Annotated in this window: 16 protein-coding genes; 9 read left to right on the top strand and 7 right to left on the bottom strand. The window is 68.8% G+C overall.

Going from position 1 to position 18,671, the window contains the following annotated elements; genetic code table 11:
* Positions 1-29: 29 nt before the first annotated feature.
* From ACTVZP_RS07170 to ACTVZP_RS07160, 3 genes are all read right to left on the bottom strand, one after another.
* Positions 30-1,214 (bottom strand): ABC transporter substrate-binding protein, encoded by a 1,185-nt coding sequence (locus ACTVZP_RS07170; protein ID WP_443211457.1) that lies wholly within the window; start codon positions 1,212-1,214, stop codon positions 30-32.
* Between the two features lie 503 nt (positions 1,215-1,717).
* A complete protein-coding gene (locus tag ACTVZP_RS07165) occupies positions 1,718-3,376 on the bottom strand; it encodes a methyl-accepting chemotaxis protein (protein ID WP_443211456.1) in 1,659 nt (552 codons plus the stop codon).
* A gap of 653 nt (positions 3,377-4,029) precedes the next feature.
* Entirely contained in the window at positions 4,030-5,049 is a 1,020-nt protein-coding gene (locus tag ACTVZP_RS07160; RefSeq protein WP_443211455.1) for a GlxA family transcriptional regulator, read from the bottom strand.
* Between the two features lie 144 nt (positions 5,050-5,193).
* Here ACTVZP_RS07160 and ACTVZP_RS07155 point away from each other — a divergent pair, with 144 nt between their 5' ends.
* Entirely contained in the window at positions 5,194-6,564 is a 1,371-nt protein-coding gene (locus ACTVZP_RS07155; RefSeq protein WP_443211454.1) for a class II 3-deoxy-7-phosphoheptulonate synthase, read from the top strand.
* A gap of 96 nt (positions 6,565-6,660) precedes the next feature.
* Here ACTVZP_RS07155 and ACTVZP_RS07150 read toward each other — a convergent pair whose 3' ends face one another.
* A complete protein-coding gene (locus tag ACTVZP_RS07150; protein ID WP_443211453.1) occupies positions 6,661-7,338 on the bottom strand; it encodes a PAS domain-containing protein in 678 nt (225 codons plus the stop codon).
* A gap of 194 nt (positions 7,339-7,532) precedes the next feature.
* On the opposite strand from ACTVZP_RS07150, the gene ACTVZP_RS07145 reads away from it, so the two are divergent.
* From ACTVZP_RS07145 to ACTVZP_RS07125, 5 genes are all read left to right on the top strand, one after another.
* On the top strand, positions 7,533-8,423 hold the full coding sequence (locus ACTVZP_RS07145) for a YicC/YloC family endoribonuclease (protein WP_443211452.1): 891 nt from the start codon (positions 7,533-7,535) through the stop codon (positions 8,421-8,423).
* 4 nt (positions 8,424-8,427) lie between these two features.
* Positions 8,428-9,063, top strand: a complete 636-nt coding sequence (gmk, locus tag ACTVZP_RS07140; protein WP_443211451.1) for a guanylate kinase — start codon at positions 8,428-8,430, stop codon at positions 9,061-9,063.
* Positions 9,060-9,578 carry a gamma carbonic anhydrase family protein gene (locus ACTVZP_RS07135; protein WP_443211450.1) on the top strand — a complete coding sequence of 173 codons (519 nt, stop codon included), beginning with the start codon at positions 9,060-9,062 and terminating at the stop codon, positions 9,576-9,578. The genes gmk and ACTVZP_RS07135 overlap by 4 nt, the downstream gene beginning before the upstream one ends.
* Before the next feature lie 188 nt (positions 9,579-9,766).
* Entirely contained in the window at positions 9,767-10,960 is a 1,194-nt protein-coding gene (locus ACTVZP_RS07130) for a trans-sulfuration enzyme family protein (RefSeq protein ID WP_443211449.1), read from the top strand.
* A gap of 378 nt (positions 10,961-11,338) precedes the next feature.
* Entirely contained in the window at positions 11,339-12,379 is a 1,041-nt protein-coding gene (locus ACTVZP_RS07125; protein WP_443211448.1) for a sensor histidine kinase, read from the top strand.
* 25 nt (positions 12,380-12,404) lie between these two features.
* Here the strand turns inward: ACTVZP_RS07125 and ACTVZP_RS07120 are convergent, their stop codons facing one another.
* From ACTVZP_RS07120 to mazG, 3 genes are all read right to left on the bottom strand, one after another.
* Positions 12,405-13,346 (bottom strand): nucleoside hydrolase, encoded by a 942-nt coding sequence (locus ACTVZP_RS07120; protein ID WP_443211447.1) that lies wholly within the window; start codon positions 13,344-13,346, stop codon positions 12,405-12,407.
* A 196-nt stretch (positions 13,347-13,542) separates the two neighbouring features.
* On the bottom strand, positions 13,543-14,553 hold the full coding sequence (locus ACTVZP_RS07115; RefSeq protein ID WP_443211446.1) for a Fe(3+) ABC transporter substrate-binding protein: 1,011 nt from the start codon (positions 14,551-14,553) through the stop codon (positions 13,543-13,545).
* A gap of 93 nt (positions 14,554-14,646) precedes the next feature.
* Positions 14,647-15,453, bottom strand: coding sequence for a nucleoside triphosphate pyrophosphohydrolase (mazG, locus tag ACTVZP_RS07110; RefSeq protein WP_443211925.1), 807 nt, complete (start codon positions 15,451-15,453; stop codon positions 14,647-14,649).
* 259 nt (positions 15,454-15,712) lie between these two features.
* On the opposite strand from mazG, the gene ACTVZP_RS07105 reads away from it, so the two are divergent.
* The 3 genes from ACTVZP_RS07105 to ACTVZP_RS07095 all read left to right on the top strand — a co-directional run bounded on the left by ACTVZP_RS07105 (position 15,713) and on the right by ACTVZP_RS07095 (position 18,544).
* Entirely contained in the window at positions 15,713-16,879 is a 1,167-nt protein-coding gene (locus ACTVZP_RS07105; RefSeq protein WP_443211445.1) for a M20 aminoacylase family protein, read from the top strand.
* A 250-nt stretch (positions 16,880-17,129) separates the two neighbouring features.
* A complete protein-coding gene (gene speB, locus ACTVZP_RS07100; protein ID WP_443211444.1) occupies positions 17,130-18,095 on the top strand; it encodes an agmatinase in 966 nt (321 codons plus the stop codon).
* Between the two features lie 5 nt (positions 18,096-18,100).
* The gene (locus tag ACTVZP_RS07095; protein WP_443211443.1) at positions 18,101-18,544 is read left to right on the top strand and encodes a DUF1499 domain-containing protein; all 444 of its coding nucleotides are present in this window, start codon (positions 18,101-18,103) and stop codon (positions 18,542-18,544) included.
* The last annotated feature ends 127 nt before the right edge of the window (positions 18,545-18,671 follow it).

The raw sequence follows: 18,671 nt of genomic DNA, 5'->3' as shown, positions 1-18,671 counted from the left end.
CGTGCCGGTCCCTTATACCGCCTTTTCGCTCAGCGGAAGCGGTCCGTGACGAACTGTCCGTCCTTCACGGTATATTCTCGGAAGCTGCCCGCGCTTTCGCCCGGACCCACGAGCTCGACATTGGTCGCACCGACGTAGTCGATGTCGGTGCCCGCCTTCAGCAGCTCGATCGCCTTTGCGAGATCGCCCGGATAGATCTTTTCTCCCGGCGCGTTCGCCACTTCCTCGACCTTCGACTTGTAGTCGCCCGGCGCGGAGGAGCCCGCCGCCTGCATCGCGAGCAGGATCAGCGCGGCCGCGTCGTAGCTCTCGCCGACATAGGAGGAGGTACCGTCGAAGCCCGCCTGCTCGGCCATCTCGAGGATCTTCGTCGCACCCTCGCTGTCGGTGCCCGGCACGGTGCCGAACGAGCCGTCGAGCGACGGGCCGATCGCGCTGACCAGCGAGTCGCCATACATGCCGTCGGGCAGGAAGAAGGTTTCGAAGGCGCCGGTGTCCAGCGCACCCTGGATGACGCCCTTGCCGCCCTGGTCGACGTAGCCCGCGACGACCAGCATGTCGCCGCCCGCCGCCGCCAGCGCCGCGACTTCGGCCGAATAGTCGGCCTTGCCGTCCTCGTGGGCGGCCGAGATCGTGACGTCGCCGCCCGCGGCTTCGAAGGCCGCCTGGATCGAGTCGGCGAGGCCCTTGCCGTAGTCGTTGTTGGTGTAGGTGATCGCGACCGAGCTCATGCCGCGTTCCTTCAGGATCTCGGCGATGACTTCACCCTGCCGGGCGTCCGAGGGCGCGGTGCGGAAGAAGAGCCCGTCGTCCTCGGCCTGGCTGAGCGCCGGCGAGGTCGCCGAGGGCGAGATCATCACGGTGCCGTTCGGCCGGGCGACGTTCTGCAGGATGGCGCCGGTCACGCCAGAGCAGTCGGCCCCCATGATCCCCTGCACCTTGTCGGAGGTCACCAGGCGTTCGGCGGCGGCCGTCGCCGCAGCCGCGTCCACGCAGGTCGAGTCGCCGCGCACCACGGTGATCTTCGAGCCGTCCAGCAGGCTGCCCGCCGCGTTCACTTCCTCGATCGCGAGTTCCGCACCGGAGGCCATGTTCGGCGTGATCGATTCGAGCGGGCCGGTGAAGCCCAGGATGATGCCGAGCTTGACGTCCTCTGCGGTCGCGGCCCCGGCAAGCGCTACAGTGGCCGTGCCGGCCAGAAGCAGCTTCTTCATTTCTTGTCTCCCTGATTGGATCGAAATCCTGCCGCAGACCCTAATTTGCCGGATGGCGAAAGAAAAGGGAGCATCGCGCCGCCGCGAGGCACCGGAACCCGCCGCTTCCTGAAGCGGACAGCATGCCCCGGACGACCGGCCATCGTCCTCACTGTCGGCTGTGAGTTGCGCGCACGACCCTGCCGCCCGGCGGCGTCGTCACCTCTTCAGAGCACGGAGAGCCGGGGCCTTGGGCGTGGCGGAGGCCCTTTCCAGCCCGGGCCTCTTCCGCGGCCGGAAGGCGATCGTTCAGGAGGTCGACCCCTTCCTATCCGGGCTTCTTCTGTGCCCGGAGCGCCGCCCCCTCCTGCCCGGGCACATCTGCTTCCGGGTGCGTGAAAGCAACCAGGGCGACGCGCCACCGGTTCGTGGCGAAGCGGCCAATGCCGTCCCGGATCCGCGTGGCCCGAGATGCCCCCGGTCGCGATGGGGCGCGACCGGGGGGGATGAGCGCAGCCGTCCGATCAGGCGGCGTCCGTCCGGGCGAAGCCGGCATCGAGGTCGTCACCGAAAATGGTCATGTCGAGGTCGAACCCTCCGGATCTGCGCGGAGCAGGCGCCGCGGTTTGCCGCGTTCTGGTGGCGGCCGCGGCCGGCCTGGGCGTGCTGGCCTTGCGCAGGGTCGTTTCGCCGGTGCGGAAGTAGGAGATGGTGCCGTCGAGATGCTCCGCCTGACCGGAGAGTTCCATGGCGCCGGTGGAGAGTTGCTCGGAGGCCGACGTGTTCTGCTGGGTGACCTTGTCAAGCTGCTCGATGGCGGCGGCCACCTGCTGGGCTCCGGTGGAGAGCTCACGCGAGGCGACCGAGATGTCGCTGACCAGCCGTGCCGTGCGTTCGATGTCCGGCACGAGGCGCTCGAGCATCTCGCCGGCCACGTTGGCGGTGCGAGCCGTGCTGGCCGAGAGGGTCGAGATCTCGGAAGCGGCGGTCTGGCTGCGCTCGGCAAGCTTGCGCACCTCCGAGGCCACGACCGCGAAGCCGCGGCCATGCTCGCCCGCCCGGGCCGCCTCGACGGCTGCGTTGAGCGCGAGAAGGTCGGTCTGCCGGGCGATCTCCTGCACGACCATGATCTTCTCGGCGATGGCCTGCATGGCCTCGACGGCCTCGGCCACCGCGCGACCGCTTTCGCGGGCATCCGAGGCGGACTTGCCCGCCATGGTCTCGGTCTGCGCCGCGTTGTCCGCGGTCTGCTTGATATTCGCCGTCATCTGCTCGACGGAGGCGGAAGCCTCGGTGGTGGCCGAGGCCTGCTCGTTGGCGCTCTGGCTGAGCTGCTCGGAGGTTGCCGCCATTTCTGCACTGCCCGACGCCACCTCGCGCGCCGCACCCGAGACGTTGCCCACGATCTCGCGCAGCTTCTGCACCATGGTGTTCGACGCCTGCAGCAGGTCCGTCAGTTCGTCCCGGCCGGTGGCCTCTGCCATCGTCGTCAGATCGCCTTCCGCCACGCGCCGGGTCGCCGCGATCGCCTTCGCGAGACCGCGAGAGACGGTCAGCACGATCCAGGCAGCGGCAAGGAGCCCGATGGCACCCGATGCCGCGACGAGGAGCATCAGGTCGCGGGCCGACGAGGAATAGAGGGCATCGGTCTGGCCCTTGGCCTCGTCGAGGTCCGACATGAGCCGCGAGCGCAGATCGGTGATCAGGTCGATCCGCTGCTGCTGTCGCGCCATCTGCTCCTTGTCGGCGATCAGGCGCTCAGCCCCGGCGGTGTCACCGGCAGCGGCCAGTTCCACGACCTTCGCGTTCGTCACGTTCACCTCGTCCCAGAGCCGCTTGTAGTCGGAAAGTACCGCCGCGCGTGCCGGATCGTGCACGATGGACACCAGCTCATCGAAGGACGCGCGCTGTTCGGCGCGTGCCGTTTCCATCTTCTCGATCGCGGCCTTCCGCTGGTCTTCGGAATCGGCGAGGATGAGGTCGCGCATGTATCCCTTCACGCTGAGCTGGTTCTCGTTCAGGCTCTGCGTCAGCAGCACCTTCCGGACGTCGATGTCGATCACTTCGGTCAACCGGTCGTTGAGCTTGTCCATGCTGGAGATGGCGATGGCGGTGGCCACGCCGCTCAGGGCGAGGATCAGGCCGAAGGTGACGATTAGCTTGAGTTTGACGGTAAATCTCATCATACGCTTCCTGGTGAACGTTCGCGGCCGGGCTGGGGACGGCCGCCTCGTAGGATTCGGAGGACGCGAGCGAGACTTGGCCGCAGCCGTGTCGCGCTGTGCGGGTGGCGACGGACAGGCACCGCTGACGTGACGGCAAACCGTGGAAGACCTTTCGGCGGAACCAGGGCAGCGTCTGTCTTCATGGCATCGGCAATCCTGTGCAGATCGGCGGGCAGGCGGATCCTGCGGCAGTCACCGCAGCAGCCGTACGTATTTGCGAGAATGAGCCCGACCTGCCTTGGCGGCATCGACGAGCGGCAGCGAAACAATAGGTGGTGCCGTTCTGCCGAACGAGGCCGGCGTCTGGAACCTCACCGACCGGATTGCCTTACAACCTTTAGGATTGAACTAACGCCTGCGGACCCATCCGCCGCGACGTTCCGCCGCGGTCGGAGCGGCGGCATCACGGGCGCGGCCGGTCGGCACGACGCTGCCTGCGCCGTCCGCCCCTTCATTCTCCGGCTCCGGGGGCCGGAAATGCGAATCGCCGACATCGGGGAAGTGTGAGCCGGCCCTGGCCAAACGGGGCGCGGGACCCGGACGCGCGGCACCGGGACTCCACGAGCCGGCAGCGATCCGCACGGATGATGCAGGAGGACTGCCGGAGCAGTCTAGCCGGACCTGCCCTCCGTCGCTGCCGACGCGCCCTGCGTTCCACGCTCTCGGTAGGGGGTGGTTGCGTAATGCGACCGGTAGCATTTCGAGAAATGCGAGGGGCTGGCGAAACCGCAGGCGAGCGCCACGTTGATAACGCTCATGTCCGTCTGCATCAGCAGGTTGCGCGCCTTCTGCAGCCGGAGTTCCATGTAGTAGCGCTTCGGCGAGCGGTTGAGGTAGCGGCGGAACAGGCGCTCGAGCTGGCGGGTCGACATGCCCACCTCCTCGGCAAGGTCGGCCGGGCTGATCGGATCCTCGATGTTGGCCTCCATGGCGCGGATCACCTCGGAGAGCTTGGGGTGCCGCACCCCGATCCGCGTCGGAATCGAGAGGCGTTGCGTGTCCTGATCGGTCCGGATCGAGGAATAGATGAGCTGGTCCGCGACGGTGTTCGCGATGTCGTCGCCCTGATCGCGCGCGATGATCTTCAGCATCATGTCGATCGAGGCCGTGCCCCCCGCCGTGGTCAGGCGGTTGCCGTCCATCACGAAGACCGACTTGGTGAGCCGGACCTCCTCGAACTCCTCGGTGAAGCCGTCCTGGTTCTCCCAGTGGATGGTGGCCTTCTTTCCGTCCAGAAGCCCCGCCTTCGCCAGCGCATAAGCGCCGGTGCAGAGACCGCCGATGGTGACCCCCCGCCGGGCCTCGCGCCGCAGCCAGTTCACGATGCCGCGGGTCGTCGCCTTCTGCACGTCGATGCCCCCGCAGACGAGGAGCACGTCCTCGCGCTCGATCTCGCCCAGTCCCATGTCGAGCCGGAAGGCGGCCCCGTTCGAGCAGACGGCCTCCGTGCCGTTCTCTCCCGCCAGCGCCCAGGAATAGAGCGTCCGGCCGGAGACGCGGTTCGCAATCCGGAGTGGCTCGATCGCACCCGCAAAGGAGATCATGGTGAAGCGGTCGAGCAGCAGGAAGACGAAGCGGCGAGGGCGAAAGCCCCTGTCCGGGGAAGCCGCCTTGGCAGGGGAAATCGTCATGATGCGACCTTGTGCGTCGTTTACAGCCCTGTGAAACAGGAAACGAGGTACCCTTCAAGGTGCTAGTTGGGCCAATTCCGCTTCCCAAGCCGCCAGGGTTTCCGTATATCGCGCCCCAGACCGAAAGCTTCCGGAGGAGCCGTCATGACCAGGGGCTGGACCAAGACCGACTGGCGCGCCAAGCCACGCATCCAGATGCCCGACTATCCGGACGCCGCCGCCGTCGAAGCGGTCGAGACGCAGCTTGCGAAATATCCTCCGCTGGTCTTTGCCGGAGAGGCCCGCAAGCTGAGGACTGCGCTGGCGGAAGCGGCGGAGGGCCGCGCCTTCCTGCTGCAGGGCGGCGACTGCGCGGAGAGCTTCTCGGAATTCTCGGCCGACAACATCCGGGACACGTTCCGCGTGCTTTTGCAGATGGCCATCGTGCTGACCTACGGCGCGAAGGTGCCGGTGGTGAAGGTCGGGCGCATGGCGGGCCAGTTCGCCAAGCCGCGCTCGGCTCCGACCGAGATGGTCGCCGGGCAGGAGCTTCCCTCGTATCGCGGCGACATCATCAACGGCTTCGAGCCCACGCCCGAGGCGCGCATTCCGGATCCGCAGCGGATGCTTCAGGCCTATACCCAGGCGGCGGCCTCGCTGAACCTGCTGCGCGCCTTTTCCACGGGCGGCTATGCCGACATCCACCGCGTGCACAGCTGGACGCTGGGCTTTTCGGAGCAGGACAAGGCCGAGCGCTACCGCGAGGTCTCGAACCGGATCTCGGATGCGCTGGACTTCATGACGGCGGCGGGAGTCAACGGCTCGACCTCGCACAACCTTTCGACGGTGGATTTCTACACCTCGCACGAGGCGCTGCTGCTGGAATACGAGGAGGCGATGTGCCGGATCGACTCGATCACCGGCCAGCCCGTCGCGGGATCGGGTCACATGATCTGGATCGGCGACCGGACGCGCCAGATCGACGGCGCTCATGTGGAATTCTGCCGCGGGGTCCTGAACCCGATCGGGCTCAAGTGCGGCCCCTCGACCACGGTCGAGGACCTGAAGGTGCTGATGGCCAGGCTCAACCCCGCGAACGAGGCGGGGCGGCTGACGCTGATCGCGCGCTTCGGGGCCGGCAAGGTCGGCGATCACCTGCCGCGGCTGATCAAGGCCGTGCAGGAAGAGGGCGCCAAGGTGCTCTGGTGCTGCGACCCGATGCACGGCAACACGATCAAGGCGGCGTCGGGCTACAAGACCCGTCCCTTCGACTCGGTGCTGCGCGAGGTGCGCGAGTTCTTCGCGATCCACAAGGCCGAGGGCACGATCCCCGGCGGCGTGCATTTCGAGATGACGGGTCAGGACGTGACGGAATGCACCGGCGGCCTGCGCGCCGTGACGGACGAGGATCTGTCGAACCGCTACCACACCGCCTGCGACCCGCGCCTCAACGCCTCGCAGTCGCTCGAACTGGCCTTCCTCGTCGCGGAGGAACTGACGACGATGCGCGAGGCCGCCCGCCGCGTGGCGCTCTGACGGCACGCAGTTCGGAGCTAGGTGCAAGGTTTGCTGCGCAACCTCCTGATACAAATGGCAGAAGCCGCCCTGTGGGGCGGCTTTCCCATCAGGGCTTCAGTCCGATTTCACCAGCCGAAGATGTGACCGGCCGGGCTTGGCGCGCGGCGGCGGCGGGGCGGGATCGAAGCCGGCCGCTGCGAAGTCCGGCAGATGGATGCGCAGCGCGGGCTTGCCGGCGGGAGCGGTATCGAGCATCTCGACGGCCGAGCGGGTGATCGAGAGCCTGCGGGGCGCGCGGCCGATCTCGCCTTCGGTCACGAGGCAGCCGAAGATGAGCGGCAACTCCTCCTCCGCACGGAGCGGCAGCAGAAGCAGCCGTCCCGTGAGCGGTTGCCGCCCCAGCGTACCCGCTGATTCGATCCAGACCTCTCCCACGCCCGGCCCGGTGAAGACCTGAGCCAGCACCTCCGCAAGGCGCGCGCGCGACTCGAAGTCGAACATGGTCGAGATCGGGATACCGCGCACGTCGATCCCGATCAGGTCGGCGAGATGCATCCCGGCGAGGCGGAAGCGGGCCATGCCCGGTGCGATCCGCTCGGCAAGGAAGGCGCAGGTGAGCGCGTCGCCGATGCGGCGGGGGTCGATGTCGGCCCGGCGGGGCAAGGCTCCGCCCGACCGGCGGCGCAGTTCCTGCCAGTAGCCGCGCACGAGCGGGATCGACTGCGGGTCGACGCCCGCGCGCCCGCCGCCGCCCGCCCGTCCGATCCCGGTTCCGCCAATCCTCATGCCCATGACTTCTCTCCCGTTTCCCTTCGGCCACGCGGGTTGCCGCGCATCCACCGCTCTGCTATGCGCCGCTGCAGCCGATGCCGGGGCGCCGGCCGCAATGGTTATCCAAATGTTAATCTACCCCTCCTTTCGTATCTCGGGGTGAAAATTCTGAGACGATGGTAAACGGACGGATGGCGGTGGTCGGGGAGAACTGCATGATCAGCTCGATGACCGGCTTTGCCACGCGGAAGGGCCAGGGAGAGGGCCATTCCTGGCTGTGGGAGCTGCGTTCGGTGAACGGCAAGGGGCTCGACCTCAGGCTTCGGGTGCCGGACTGGATCGAGGGGCTCGAGCCGGCGATCCGGGCGGAACTGGGCCGCGCGCTGCAGCGCGGCAGCGTGAGCCTCACGCTGAAGGTTGCGGCCGAGGGTTCCACCGAGGGGCTGCGGGTCAATCTCGCGACGCTCGACGCGGTGCTGCGGGCCATGGGCGAAGTGGCGGCCGCGGCGCGCGGCACGGGTCTCGACCTGCGCCCGGCGAGCGCGACCGATGTCCTCGCGCTCCGCGGCGTGCTGGAGCAGGGGACCGGGATCGAGGACACTGCGCCGCTGCGCGCGGCGCTGCTGGCGGAACTGCCCGACCTTCTGTCGGCCTTCACCGCCATGCGGCGCGGCGAGGGCGAGGCGCTGGCGCGGCTGATCTCGGGACAGCTGGACCGGATCGACGCGCTGACCGCCGAGGCCAAGACCGAGGCCGAGGCCCGCCGCGAGGCCGCGCCATCCACGCTTCGCGAAAATCTGGCGCGGCTGATTTCGGCCGGAGAGACCCTCGACGAGACCCGCATCGCGCAGGAGCTGGCGCTTCTCGCCGTCAAGCAGGACGTGACCGAGGAACTCGACAGGCTGGCCGCCCATGTGGTGGCGGCGCGTGCCCTGCTGGAGGAGACCGGACCGGTCGGGCGCCGCCTCGACTTCCTCGTGCAGGAGTTCATGCGCGAGGCCAACACGCTCTGCTCCAAGGCGCAGTCGCTGGCGCTGACGCGGCTCGGGCTCGACCTCAAGACCGTCATCGACCAGATGCGCGAGCAGATTCAGAACGTGGAGTAAGGCATTGGCGCGGCGCGGACTTCTCCTCATCCTCTCCTCGCCGTCCGGTGCGGGCAAATCGACGCTTTCAAAGCGCCTCACGGCCTGGGATCCGACGATCCGCTTCTCGGTCTCGGCGACCACCCGCGCGCCCCGGCCGGGCGAGGTGGACGGGCGCGACTATTACTTCCGCACGCGCGAGGAGTTCCTCGCGGCCGTCGCCGCGGGCGACATGCTCGAACATGCCGAGGTCTTCGGCAATTTCTACGGCTCGCCCAAGGCTCCGGTCGAGGCCGCGCTCGCGCAGGGGCACGACACGCTCTTCGACATCGACTGGCAGGGCGGACAGCAGATCCGCAACTCCTCTCTAGGCCGGGACGTGGTGTCGATCTTCGTGCTGCCACCCTCGATCGGCGAGCTGGATCGCCGCCTCCGCTCGCGGGCGCAGGACAGCGAGGAGGTCATCGCGACCCGCATGGCGCGCTCGAAGGACGAGATCAGCCACTGGGCGGAGTATGATTATGTGCTGATCAATCGCGATCTCGACCTTGCGGAGGAACAGCTGAAGATGATCCTCTCGGCCGAACGTCTGCGCCGCGACCGACAGCCGGACCTGATGGACTTCGTGCGCGGCCTCAACGGGGAGTTCGAGACGAGATGATCTATGCACTGGACGGGGTGGCGCCCAGGATCGACGCCGAGGCCTGGGTAGCGCCGGATGCCAACGTGATCGGCAAGGTGGTGCTTGGCGCCGGAAGCTCGGTCTGGTTCGGCTCGACGCTGCGCGGCGACAACGAGGAGATCGTGATCGGCGCGAATACCAACGTGCAGGAGAATTCGGTCCTCCACACCGACTGGGGCTATCCGCTGACCATCGGCGCGAACTGCACCATCGGACACAAGGCGATGCTGCACGGCTGCACCATCGGCGAAGGCACGCTGATCGGAATGGGCGCCACGGTGCTCAACGGCGCCAGGATCGGCCGGTTCTGCCTGATCGGCGCCTGCGCTCTCATCACCGAAGGCAAGGAGATCCCCGACTTCTCGCTCGTGAAAGGGGCACCGGGCAAGGTGGTGCGTGAACTGACCGAGGAGGAGCGGGCACGGCTCATGGCCTCGGCCGAGGGTTATGCCGCGAATGCCCGCCGCTTCCGGGCCGGCATGACGGCCGTCTGAGACGGCGGGAAGCCCGCGCCGCGGCGTTTGTGGGCTGCCCTCGGGACCCCTTGAGGCTGACGCCTGACCGTGCGTTCGGAAGACCCTGCACGGAAAGATGAGGCCGGCGCCCGACCTTCCGGCCGGAAGAGTTGCAGAGACAGAAGAGGCCGGCGCCTGGCCGCCCGGTCGGAAGAAGGAGAAGACCGGTGGCGGATCGCGACGACATTCCCGAGGGGCTGGTGCGCCGGACGCCCTGGCCCGAAAGCGTGAGCCGGCCGGTGGTCACGCCGCTGCAGCCCTCGGTGGTCTATGCCTCGCTCGACCCTGACCAGCTTGACGCGCAATATGCAGGGCAGGTCAAGGGTTTCACCTATGCCCGCGAGGGCCATCCCAACGCCGAGGTGCTGGCGCGGAAGATCGACGCACTGGAGGGCGCCGAGGGCGGGATCATCCTCGGATCGGGCATGGCGGCGGTTACCGCAGTGCTGCTCGGGCTGCTGAAGGCGGGCGACCATGTGCTGGGCGGGGACCAGCTCTACGGCCGCTCGCTGCGGATGATGGCCGAGGACCTGCCGCGGCTGGGGATCGCGACGACGCTGGCGGATGCCACCGATGCGGCGGCCGTCGCTGCGGCGCTGCGGCCCGAGACGAAGCTCGTTCTGATCGAGGTGGTCTCGAACCCCACGCTTCGCGTGGCCGATCTGGACGGCATCGCCGCGCTCTGCCGCGAGCGGGGGATCCTTCTCGCGGTGGACAGCACCTTCTCGACCCCGCGCGGCATCCGGCCCTTCGAGCATGGGGCCGACATCGTGATCCATTCGGTGACGAAGCTGCTCGCCGGACATTCCGACGTGACGCTCGGCTATGTCGCCTGCCGGGCGGCCGAGCATCGCCGGGCAGTCGAGCTTTTCGCGGTCACCACCGGCCTGACGCCCAGCCCCTTCGACTGCTGGCTTGCCGAGCGGGGGATGCTCTCGTTCCACCTCCGCTACGACCGTGCCGAGGAGAACGCAATGCGGCTGGCTGAGCACCTCGCGGGCCTGCCGGGCGTCCGGCGGGTGATCTATCCGCTGCGCAGCGATCACCCGGATCATGCGCGGGCAGTCTCGCTGCTGGGACGGCGCGGCGGCAACATGCTCTCCTTCGAGCTCGACGGCGGCCGGGCTGCGGCCAATGCGCTGACGCGGGCGATGCCGCAGGTGGCCTTCGCGCCGACGCTGGGCGACGTGGGCACGACCCTTTCGCATCCCGCCTCGTCCTCGCATCGGGCGGTCGCGCCCGAGGTGCGGGAGAAGCTCGGGATTTCCGAGGGCTTCTTCCGGATCTCGGTGGGGGTCGAGGACGTGGACCTGCTCATCCGGGATTTCTCGGCAGGGGTTGCCGCGGCGCACGACGCCTGACCGCGCTCCGCGCGGCGCCCCGCCTTGGCGTCCAGACGGGCGACGTCGCGGCGACCCGTCGAAACCGCACGCGCCGGGCGACACGATCATGTCGTGCTGCCCGGTGATCGACCGCGCTGCGCGCCGGGCGCCGGACCCTCCGTCGCCAAACCCCACGACACGGCGAGGCCGACGGCGCGAGCCCCGTGCGACGGCTGTCCGAGGGTTCGTGTCGCAGGACTGTCATCTTGCTGTCATGATCCTCGGCGCATGGGTTTCGGGGTGACTCGCCCGGCGACCGCTGCCGGGCGCGTCCGGCGCGCTTCGGCCGCGGCCGGAGCGGCGGCCGCACCGGCCGCCGGGCATGGCAGGAGGGAAACGAGGCGGATGGAAACGGGAATGCAGGCGGAAGACGCAGCTCGGCTTCTGGAAGGCGTGCCTCTGCCGCTCGTGCTGATCGGCCCGGACGAACGCATCCGGGCGGCGAACGCGCCGGCGCAGAGGCTCTTCGGAGCGGCCAGCGTCGCGAGGCATTATGTCATGGCCATGCGCCAGCCGGCACTGCTCGACGCGATCGAGGGCGCGCTCCGGCTCGACCGGCCGGGGCGGGCGCGTCACATCATCACCGGCCCCTCGCGCGAGGTGACCTATCGTGTGACGGTGACGCCGGTGCCCATCAAGGGTGAGCGATGTGCGCTCTGCGCCTTCGAGGACATCACCGAGCAGGAGCAGATGGGGGCGATCCGCCGCGATTTCGTTGCGAACGTGAGCCACGAGCTGCGAACGCCGCTGACGGCCCTTCTCGGCTTCATCGAGACCCTGCAGGGTGCCGCCCGCGACGATGCCGCCGCGCGGGAGCGGTTCCTCGCGATCATGGCGCGCGAGGCGGGACGGATGAACCGCCTTGTGCAGGATCTCCTCTCGCTCAGCAGGGTCGAGACCGAGGAGCGGGTGCGACCCACCACGCCGGTCGATGTCTCGGCGGTGATTGCGCAGGCGACGGCGGCACTGAGGCCCATGGCAGAGGCGGCCGGCGTCGAGATCACCCGCAAGGGCGAGGTCGGGCCGATCTCGCTGCCGGGCGATCCGGATCAGCTGACGCAGGTCTTCCACAACCTCATTGAGAACGCGGTGAAATACGGCGCTTCCGGCAAGCTCGTCACGGTCGAGGTGACACGTGATCCCGAAGGCCTCGCGCGGCTCGGCCCTGCGGTGCGGATCGAGGTCATCGACCGGGGCGAGGGGATCGACGCGATCCACCTGCCGCGCCTGACCGAGCGCTTCTATCGCGTCGACAACCATCGTTCGCGCGAGAAGGGCGGGACGGGCCTCGGCCTTGCCATCGTCAAGCATATCATCAACCGGCACCGCGGGCGGTTCCGGATCGAGAGCGAGCTGGGGCAGGGCAGCCGCTTCATCGTCACGCTGCCCCTGTCCTGATCCGCCGCCGGCCGTGCGAAGGCTCTCAAAGCCGGGCGATGCGCTCGGTCAGGAGGGCAAAGAAGCCCTCGGCGTCGAGGTCGCGCATGAAGAGGGCATTGGGCGCGCGATCGCTCACCCGCCACCAGTCGGCAACTGTCATGCCGGTGGTGAACCGGCCTTCGGTCTCGATCTCGACATTGATGTGCCGGCCGAGGAACAGATCGGGGTTCAGCAGCCAGGCGATGACGCAGGGATCATGCAGCGGCGCGCCTTCCGAGCCGTATTTCTCGCGGTCGAAGCGCTCGAAGAAGTCGGTCCATTCGGCGACCATGCGCCCTGCGTGGGTGCCCATCGCGCGGAAACGCTCGACGCGCACCGCGTTGGTGAGCGCCTTGTGCGTCACGTCGAGCGGCATCACCACGAGCGGCACGCCGCTGCCGAAGACGATCTGCGCAGCCTCGGGGTCGACGTAGATGTTGAACTCGGCCGAGGGGGTGATGTTGCCCACCTCGAAATAGGCGCCGCCCATCAGCACGATCTCGCGGATGCGGGGCGCGATGTCGGGGGCGCGCTGCAGCGCGGTGGCGATGTTGGTGAGCGGCCCGAGCGGGCAAAGCGTGATGCTGCCCGAAGGCTCCGCGCGCAGGGTCTCGATCAGCCAGTCCACGGCGTGACGGTCCTGCAGCGGCATTGTCGGATCCGCCAGCACCGGGCCGTCGAGCCCGGTCTTGCCGTGGACATGCTCGGCCGTCACCAGCTTCCGCACGAGCGGCGCGTCGCAGCCTGCGAAGACGGGCACGTCGGTGCGCTGCGCGATTTCGCAGATGATGCGGGCATTCCTCTGCGTCAGCGCCAGCGGCACGTTGCCCGCGACGGCCGTGATGCCCAGAACCTCCAGCTCGGGGCTCGCCAGCGCGAGCAGGATCGCCACGGCGTCGTCCTGTCCCGGGTCGGTGTCGATGATGATCCGGCGGGCTGTCGTCATGTCGTCTCCTTAGGCTGGGTAGAGGCACCAGAGCGCAAGGCGGCCGGCTTGTCCATGCGGACCGAACCCGACCCGCCGTCGCGGTCCCCGGTTCGGAGGCAGGTGCTCGCGCCCGAGGTTCGTCGCGTTTCCCCGGCAGGAGGGGATATCGCGCCGCCGGACGGCATGTGGTCCGGCGGCATTGGGACCTTCGTCGTCAGCCGTCGATGTCCACGGTCTCGATCAGCTTCAGCGCGGCCGCGCGTTGGGCCGCAACCTCGACGAGGCCGAGCGCGTCCGGCGTGAAGTTGCCCCAGCTCTCGACCAGATCCGAGCGGGGGACGCCGGCCTTTACCGGGAACTCGTGGTTCGTCTCGGCATAGATCCGCTGCGCCTCGTCGGACGAGAGCCACTCCATGAACTTCAGCGCAGCCTCGCGGTTCGGCGCGGCGCGCGTCATGGCGACCCCCGAGATGTTCATGTGCGTGCCACCCTCCTCGAAGGTCGGGAAGACGATGCGGACCGATTCGGCCCACTCCTTCTGCTCGGGATCATTGACCATCTGGCCCATGTAGTAGGTGTTGCCGAGGCTGATGTCGCATTCGCCGGCCCAGATCGACTTCACCTGGTCGCGGTCGCCGCCCTCGGGCTTGCGGGCCAGATTGGCCTTCACGCCCTCGAGCCAGGCGCCGGTCTCCTCGACGCCGTGATGCGCGATCATGGCCCCGGTCAGGGCTACGTTGTAATCGTTGGTGAAGGAGCGCGTGCAGAGCCGCCCCTTCCACTTGTCCGAGGCGAGATCCTCGTAGGTCGTGACTTCGCCATCGGCCACGCGCTCCTTCGAGGCGTAGACGATCCGGGCGCGGCTGGTCAGCCCGAACCAGTGGCCCTCGGGATCGCGGAACTCGGCCGGAATGTTCCCGGCCAGCACGTCCGACTCGACGGATTGCGTGACGCCCGCCTCGACCACCTGCATCAGCCGCGCAATGTCCACCGTCAGCACCAGATCGGCGGGCGAGCGGTCTCCTTCGGCCGCGAGTCGCTCTGCCATGCCCTTGTCCACGAAGGCCACGTTGACGTCGATGCCGGTCTGGGCGCTGAACGCGTCCACGAGCGGCTGGATGAGTTCCGGCTGGCGGTGCGAATAGACGTTCACCTCTTCGGCAAGGGCGGGTGCGGCAGCGGCGCCGAGCGCGAGCGCAACGAGCGGAGCAGCGGAGTGACGCATGGTTGACCTCTTTTGTCAGGAATATCCCGACCAATATTCAGGATACGTCCGGCCGTCAATGCCTGAGTCCAATCCTCAGGTTTCGGCCTGCGCTCAGCTTCGTTCTTCGGCCTTCGCGCGGTCCCAGAGCGCGTCCATCTCTTCAAGATTGCTGTCCTCCGGCCGCCGGCCATCCTCGGCAAGAAGCGCCTCGATGCGCTCGAAGCGCCGGGTGAATTTCGCATTGGCGGCGCGCAGGGCGGCTTCCGGATCGACCTGCAGATGTCGTCCGAGATTGGCGATTACGAAGAGGAGGTCGCCGAACTCCTCAAAGGTTTCCTCGGCGGTCAGTTCGTCCCGCGCCTCGACCAGTTCGCGCGCCTCCTCGACGATCTTGTCCAGCACCTCGGCCGTGCCGGGCCAGTCGAAGCCGACCCGCGCCGCGCGCTTCTGCAGCTTCACCGCGCGGGTGAGCGCGGGCAGCCCCAGTGCCACGCCGTCGAGCACGCCGGCCTGTGCGCGGCCCGCGCGCTCGGCGGCCTTGATCTTCTCCCAGTCCGCCGTCTGCTGCTCGGCCGACTTGTCGCGCGACTCGTCCCCGAAGACATGGGGGTGGCGCGCGATCATCTTGTCGGCGATCCCCGCCGCCACGGCCTCGAAGTCGAAGAGACCCCGCTCCTCGGCCATGCGGGCGTGGAAGACCGTCTGCAGCAGCAGGTCACCCAATTCGCCGCGCAGGTCGTCCCAGTCCTCGCGCGCGATGGCATCGGCGACCTCGTGCGCCTCCTCGAGCGTATAGGGCGCGATCGTGGCGAAGGTCTGTTCAACGTCCCAAGGGCAACCCTTCTCGGGGTCGCGCAGGCGCGCCATGATGGCGAGGAGCCGCGGGAGGCCGGGGCCGGTGACGAAGGGATCGGACATGGGCACGCTCGCGCTGGATCGGACCCTGAGGGAATAGCTGGCCTCGGCGCGGGGGTAAACCGAAAGCCGGAGCGACGCGGACATCGTGCCCCCGCGGCCCGATCGACGATGCAGGGGATGCGCCTGCCGCGCCGGATCCGCGACCCGACGGCTTGCACCTGCTCGCGCGCTGACGCAGCGTCGGCGCGCCGCCTTCGCCTTGCAGCCGCGCCGGAATTCGGTTTCCTTGCGCGTCTGACCATTTCTTCAGGAGTCTCCCATGCCCGTCGTCAACCGCATCGCCGATTACGCGGAGGAGATGACGGCCTGGCGTCGCCACCTCCATCGCCACCCCGAGTTGCGGTTCGACTGCCACGGCACCGCCGCTTTCATCGTCGAGCGGCTGCGCGACTTCGGCGTGGACGAGATCCACGAGGGCATCGCCACCTCGGGGATCGTGGCGATCATCGAGGGGCAGGGCGAGGGGCCGACGATCGGGCTCCGGGCCGACATGGACGCGCTGCCCATCGAGGAACTGACGGGCGCCGACCATGCCTCGACCGTGCCGGGCCTGATGCACGCCTGCGGGCACGACGGTCACGTGACGATGCTGCTCGGCGCCGCGCGTTATCTGGCCGAGACCCGGCGCTTTTCGGGGCGCGTCGCGCTTCTCTTCCAGCCGGCCGAGGAGGATGGCGGCGGCGGAGAGGTCATGGTGCGCGAGGGCGTGATGGATCGGTTCGGCATCGCGCAGGTGTTCGGCATCCACAACGCGCCGAACGTGCCGCTCGGCCGGTTCGTGACCGCGCCGGGCCCGCTGATGGCCGCGGTGGATACGGCGACCGTGCGGGTGATCGGAAAGGGCGGCCATGGCGCCACGCCGCACGAAACGGTCGATCCGGTGGTCGCCATCGTGGGCATGGTTCAGGCGCTGCAGACGATCATCTCGCGCAACCTCTACACGCTCGACGACCTCGTGCTGTCGGTCACGCAGATCCACACGGGATCGGCCTCGAACATCATCCCCGAGGACGGCTGGTTCTGCGCCACGATCCGCACCTTCACGCCCGAGGTGCGCGACCTCGTCCGCCGCCGCTTCATCGAGATCGTCGAGGGCCATGCCGCGGCCTATGGCGTCCGGGTCGAGATCGATTACGAGCTGGGCTATCCGCCGACGGTCAACGATCCGGCGCGGGCCGCCTTTGCCGCCGAAGTCGCCTCCGAGATCGCAGGCGAGGCGGGCGTGGAGGCGAATGCCAACCGCGAGATGGGGTCGGAGGACTTCGCCTACATGCTCGAATCGCGGCCGGGGGCCTATCTCTTCCTCGGCACGGGCCCGGGGGCGGGCCTGCACCATCCCGCCTATGATTTCAACGACGCCGCAGCACCCCTGGGCGCGAGCTTCTTCGTCCGCCTCGTCGAACGGGCCCAGCCGCTCGGACACTGAGGTCCCGACGCCCGCGGTCCAGCCCCTGCCCAGACGGGCATCGGAGCCGCGGACCGGGGCGCGTGCTGCCAACGGATCCAGCGCCCAAGTGCAGACGGGCACCGGAGCCGCAAAGGGGAGCACCTGCTGCCAGTGGATCCAGCACCGCTGGGCAGAGGGGCATCAGAGACAGGCGGAAGCCGCGCCCGGGGCTGGCGCGGCGCGCGCGCTTGGCTAGACTGCCGACCGACAACCGGCCCGGGAAGGACGCATGGCTCTCGAAGACGCGAAGAACGAGGTGGACACGGCCTTCGTCCGGCCGGGGTCGCGCGGCTATGCCTACGAAAACGCCTTCGCCGGGGCGACGAGCTTCCTGCGCCGGCGCTACACCAAGGATCTGACCGGTGTCGACCTCGCCGTGACGGGCGTGGCCTTCGACCAGGCGGTCACGAATCGGCCGGGCACCCGCTTCGGCCCCCGCGCCATCCGCGAGGCCTCGACGCTGCAGCCCTACGACCGGCCCTTCGGCTGGGGCTTCGACCCGCTCGACGAGATGACGGTGGTGGATTACGGCGATCTCGCCTTCGACTACGCCCGCACTGCCGAGTTTCCGGCGCGCCTGACCGCGCATGTCGCGGGCATCCTTGCGGCGGGAGCGGGCACGATCACCCTCGGCGGCGACCATTCGATCACCCTGCCGATCCTGCGCGCCCATGCCGCCGCCTTCGGTCCGCTTTCGGTCGTGCAGTTCGACGCCCATTCCGACCTCTGGGCCGACGACGATCCCGACCGGATCGACCACGGCACCTTCATGTACAAGGCGGTCAAGGAGGGTCTGGTCGATCCCGCCCGCTCGGTGCAGGTCGGCATCCGCACCGACACGCCCGACTGGCTGGGCATGAACGTGATCGACGCGCGGAGCGTGCACGAGCAGGGCCCCGCGGAGGTCGCCCGCCGGGTGCGTGCCATCACGGGCGAACAGCCGGCCTATGTCACCTTCGACATCGACGCGCTCGACCCGGCCTTCGCGCCCGGAACCGGCACTCCGGTCTGGGGCGGCCTCGCCTCGTGGCAGGCTTCGGCCATCCTGCGCGACCTCGCCGGCCTCGCCATCGTCGGCGGCGACGTGGTCGAGGTCTCGCCCCCCCATGACCCGTCCGGCATCACCGCCGTGGCGGGCGCCCATGTGGCTTACGAGTTGATCTGTCTCTACGGTTGGAGAAGGCGCAAGGAATGAAACGGATGAGCTATCTTCTTCTCGCCCTCGTCGTCATCGTCGGCGGCCTGATGGCCTATGTGCGCTTCTCGCCGAACGAACCCGCTGCCTGGCATGCCGATCCGCTGACGGTCACCGAGCGGGGCGCCGACAACAGCTTCCTCGCAGCGCCGGGCGGCGACGTGGAGCCGCTGCACATCGCGCTGCCGCCCGATCAGGTGGCGGCGCAGCTCGAGGCCATCGCCTCGTCCTGGCCACGCACCCGGCCGATGGCGGGCGAGGGCTTCCACCGCACCTGGATCACCCGCACGAAATGGTGGGGCTTTCCGGACTTCACCTCCGTCCGCCTCGTGGCGGCCGAGGATGGCGGAACCGACGTCACCCTCTTCGCCCGCTCGCGCTTCGGCAAGAGCGACCTCGGGGTGAACCGCGCCCGCGGTCAGGAATGGCTGGCACGACTGCGGCCCTGAGCTTCATTCTCGTTCAAGTATCCTCGGGGGGAGCCGCCCCGTCCCGGGGCGGCCGGGGGGCAGACAGCCCCCCGCGCCGCGGCCGGCCGCGGGGGGGTGGCCGGGCCCCCCCGGGGCCCGGCCCGCG

Source organism: Rhodobacter sp. NSM, assembly GCF_052244495.1.
Lineage (GTDB): Bacteria > Pseudomonadota > Alphaproteobacteria > Rhodobacterales > Rhodobacteraceae > Cereibacter_A.
The sequence above is the reverse complement of the archived record's forward strand: the minus strand, read 5'-3'. Positions and strand labels throughout refer to the sequence as shown.

Coding starts and splice junctions, on each gene's coding strand:
- ACTVZP_RS07170 (WP_443211457.1), bottom strand. CDS start 1,214: ATGAAGAAGCTGCTTCTGGCCGGCACGGCCACTGTAGCGCTTGCCGGG.
- ACTVZP_RS07165 (WP_443211456.1), bottom strand. CDS start 3,376: ATGAGATTTACCGTCAAACTCAAGCTAATCGTCACCTTCGGCCTGATC.
- ACTVZP_RS07160 (WP_443211455.1), bottom strand. CDS start 5,049: ATGACGATTTCCCCTGCCAAGGCGGCTTCCCCGGACAGGGGCTTTCGC.
- ACTVZP_RS07155 (WP_443211454.1), top strand. CDS start 5,194: ATGACCAGGGGCTGGACCAAGACCGACTGGCGCGCCAAGCCACGCATC.
- ACTVZP_RS07150 (WP_443211453.1), bottom strand. CDS start 7,338: ATGGGCATGAGGATTGGCGGAACCGGGATCGGACGGGCGGGCGGCGGC.
- ACTVZP_RS07145 (WP_443211452.1), top strand. CDS start 7,533: ATGATCAGCTCGATGACCGGCTTTGCCACGCGGAAGGGCCAGGGAGAG.
- ACTVZP_RS07135 (WP_443211450.1), top strand. CDS start 9,060: ATGATCTATGCACTGGACGGGGTGGCGCCCAGGATCGACGCCGAGGCC.
- ACTVZP_RS07125 (WP_443211448.1), top strand. CDS start 11,339: ATGCAGGCGGAAGACGCAGCTCGGCTTCTGGAAGGCGTGCCTCTGCCG.
- ACTVZP_RS07120 (WP_443211447.1), bottom strand. CDS start 13,346: ATGACGACAGCCCGCCGGATCATCATCGACACCGACCCGGGACAGGAC.
- ACTVZP_RS07115 (WP_443211446.1), bottom strand. CDS start 14,553: ATGCGTCACTCCGCTGCTCCGCTCGTTGCGCTCGCGCTCGGCGCCGCT.
- mazG (WP_443211925.1), bottom strand. CDS start 15,453: ATGTCCGATCCCTTCGTCACCGGCCCCGGCCTCCCGCGGCTCCTCGCC.
- ACTVZP_RS07105 (WP_443211445.1), top strand. CDS start 15,713: ATGCCCGTCGTCAACCGCATCGCCGATTACGCGGAGGAGATGACGGCC.
- speB (WP_443211444.1), top strand. CDS start 17,130: ATGGCTCTCGAAGACGCGAAGAACGAGGTGGACACGGCCTTCGTCCGG.
- ACTVZP_RS07095 (WP_443211443.1), top strand. CDS start 18,101: ATGAGCTATCTTCTTCTCGCCCTCGTCGTCATCGTCGGCGGCCTGATG.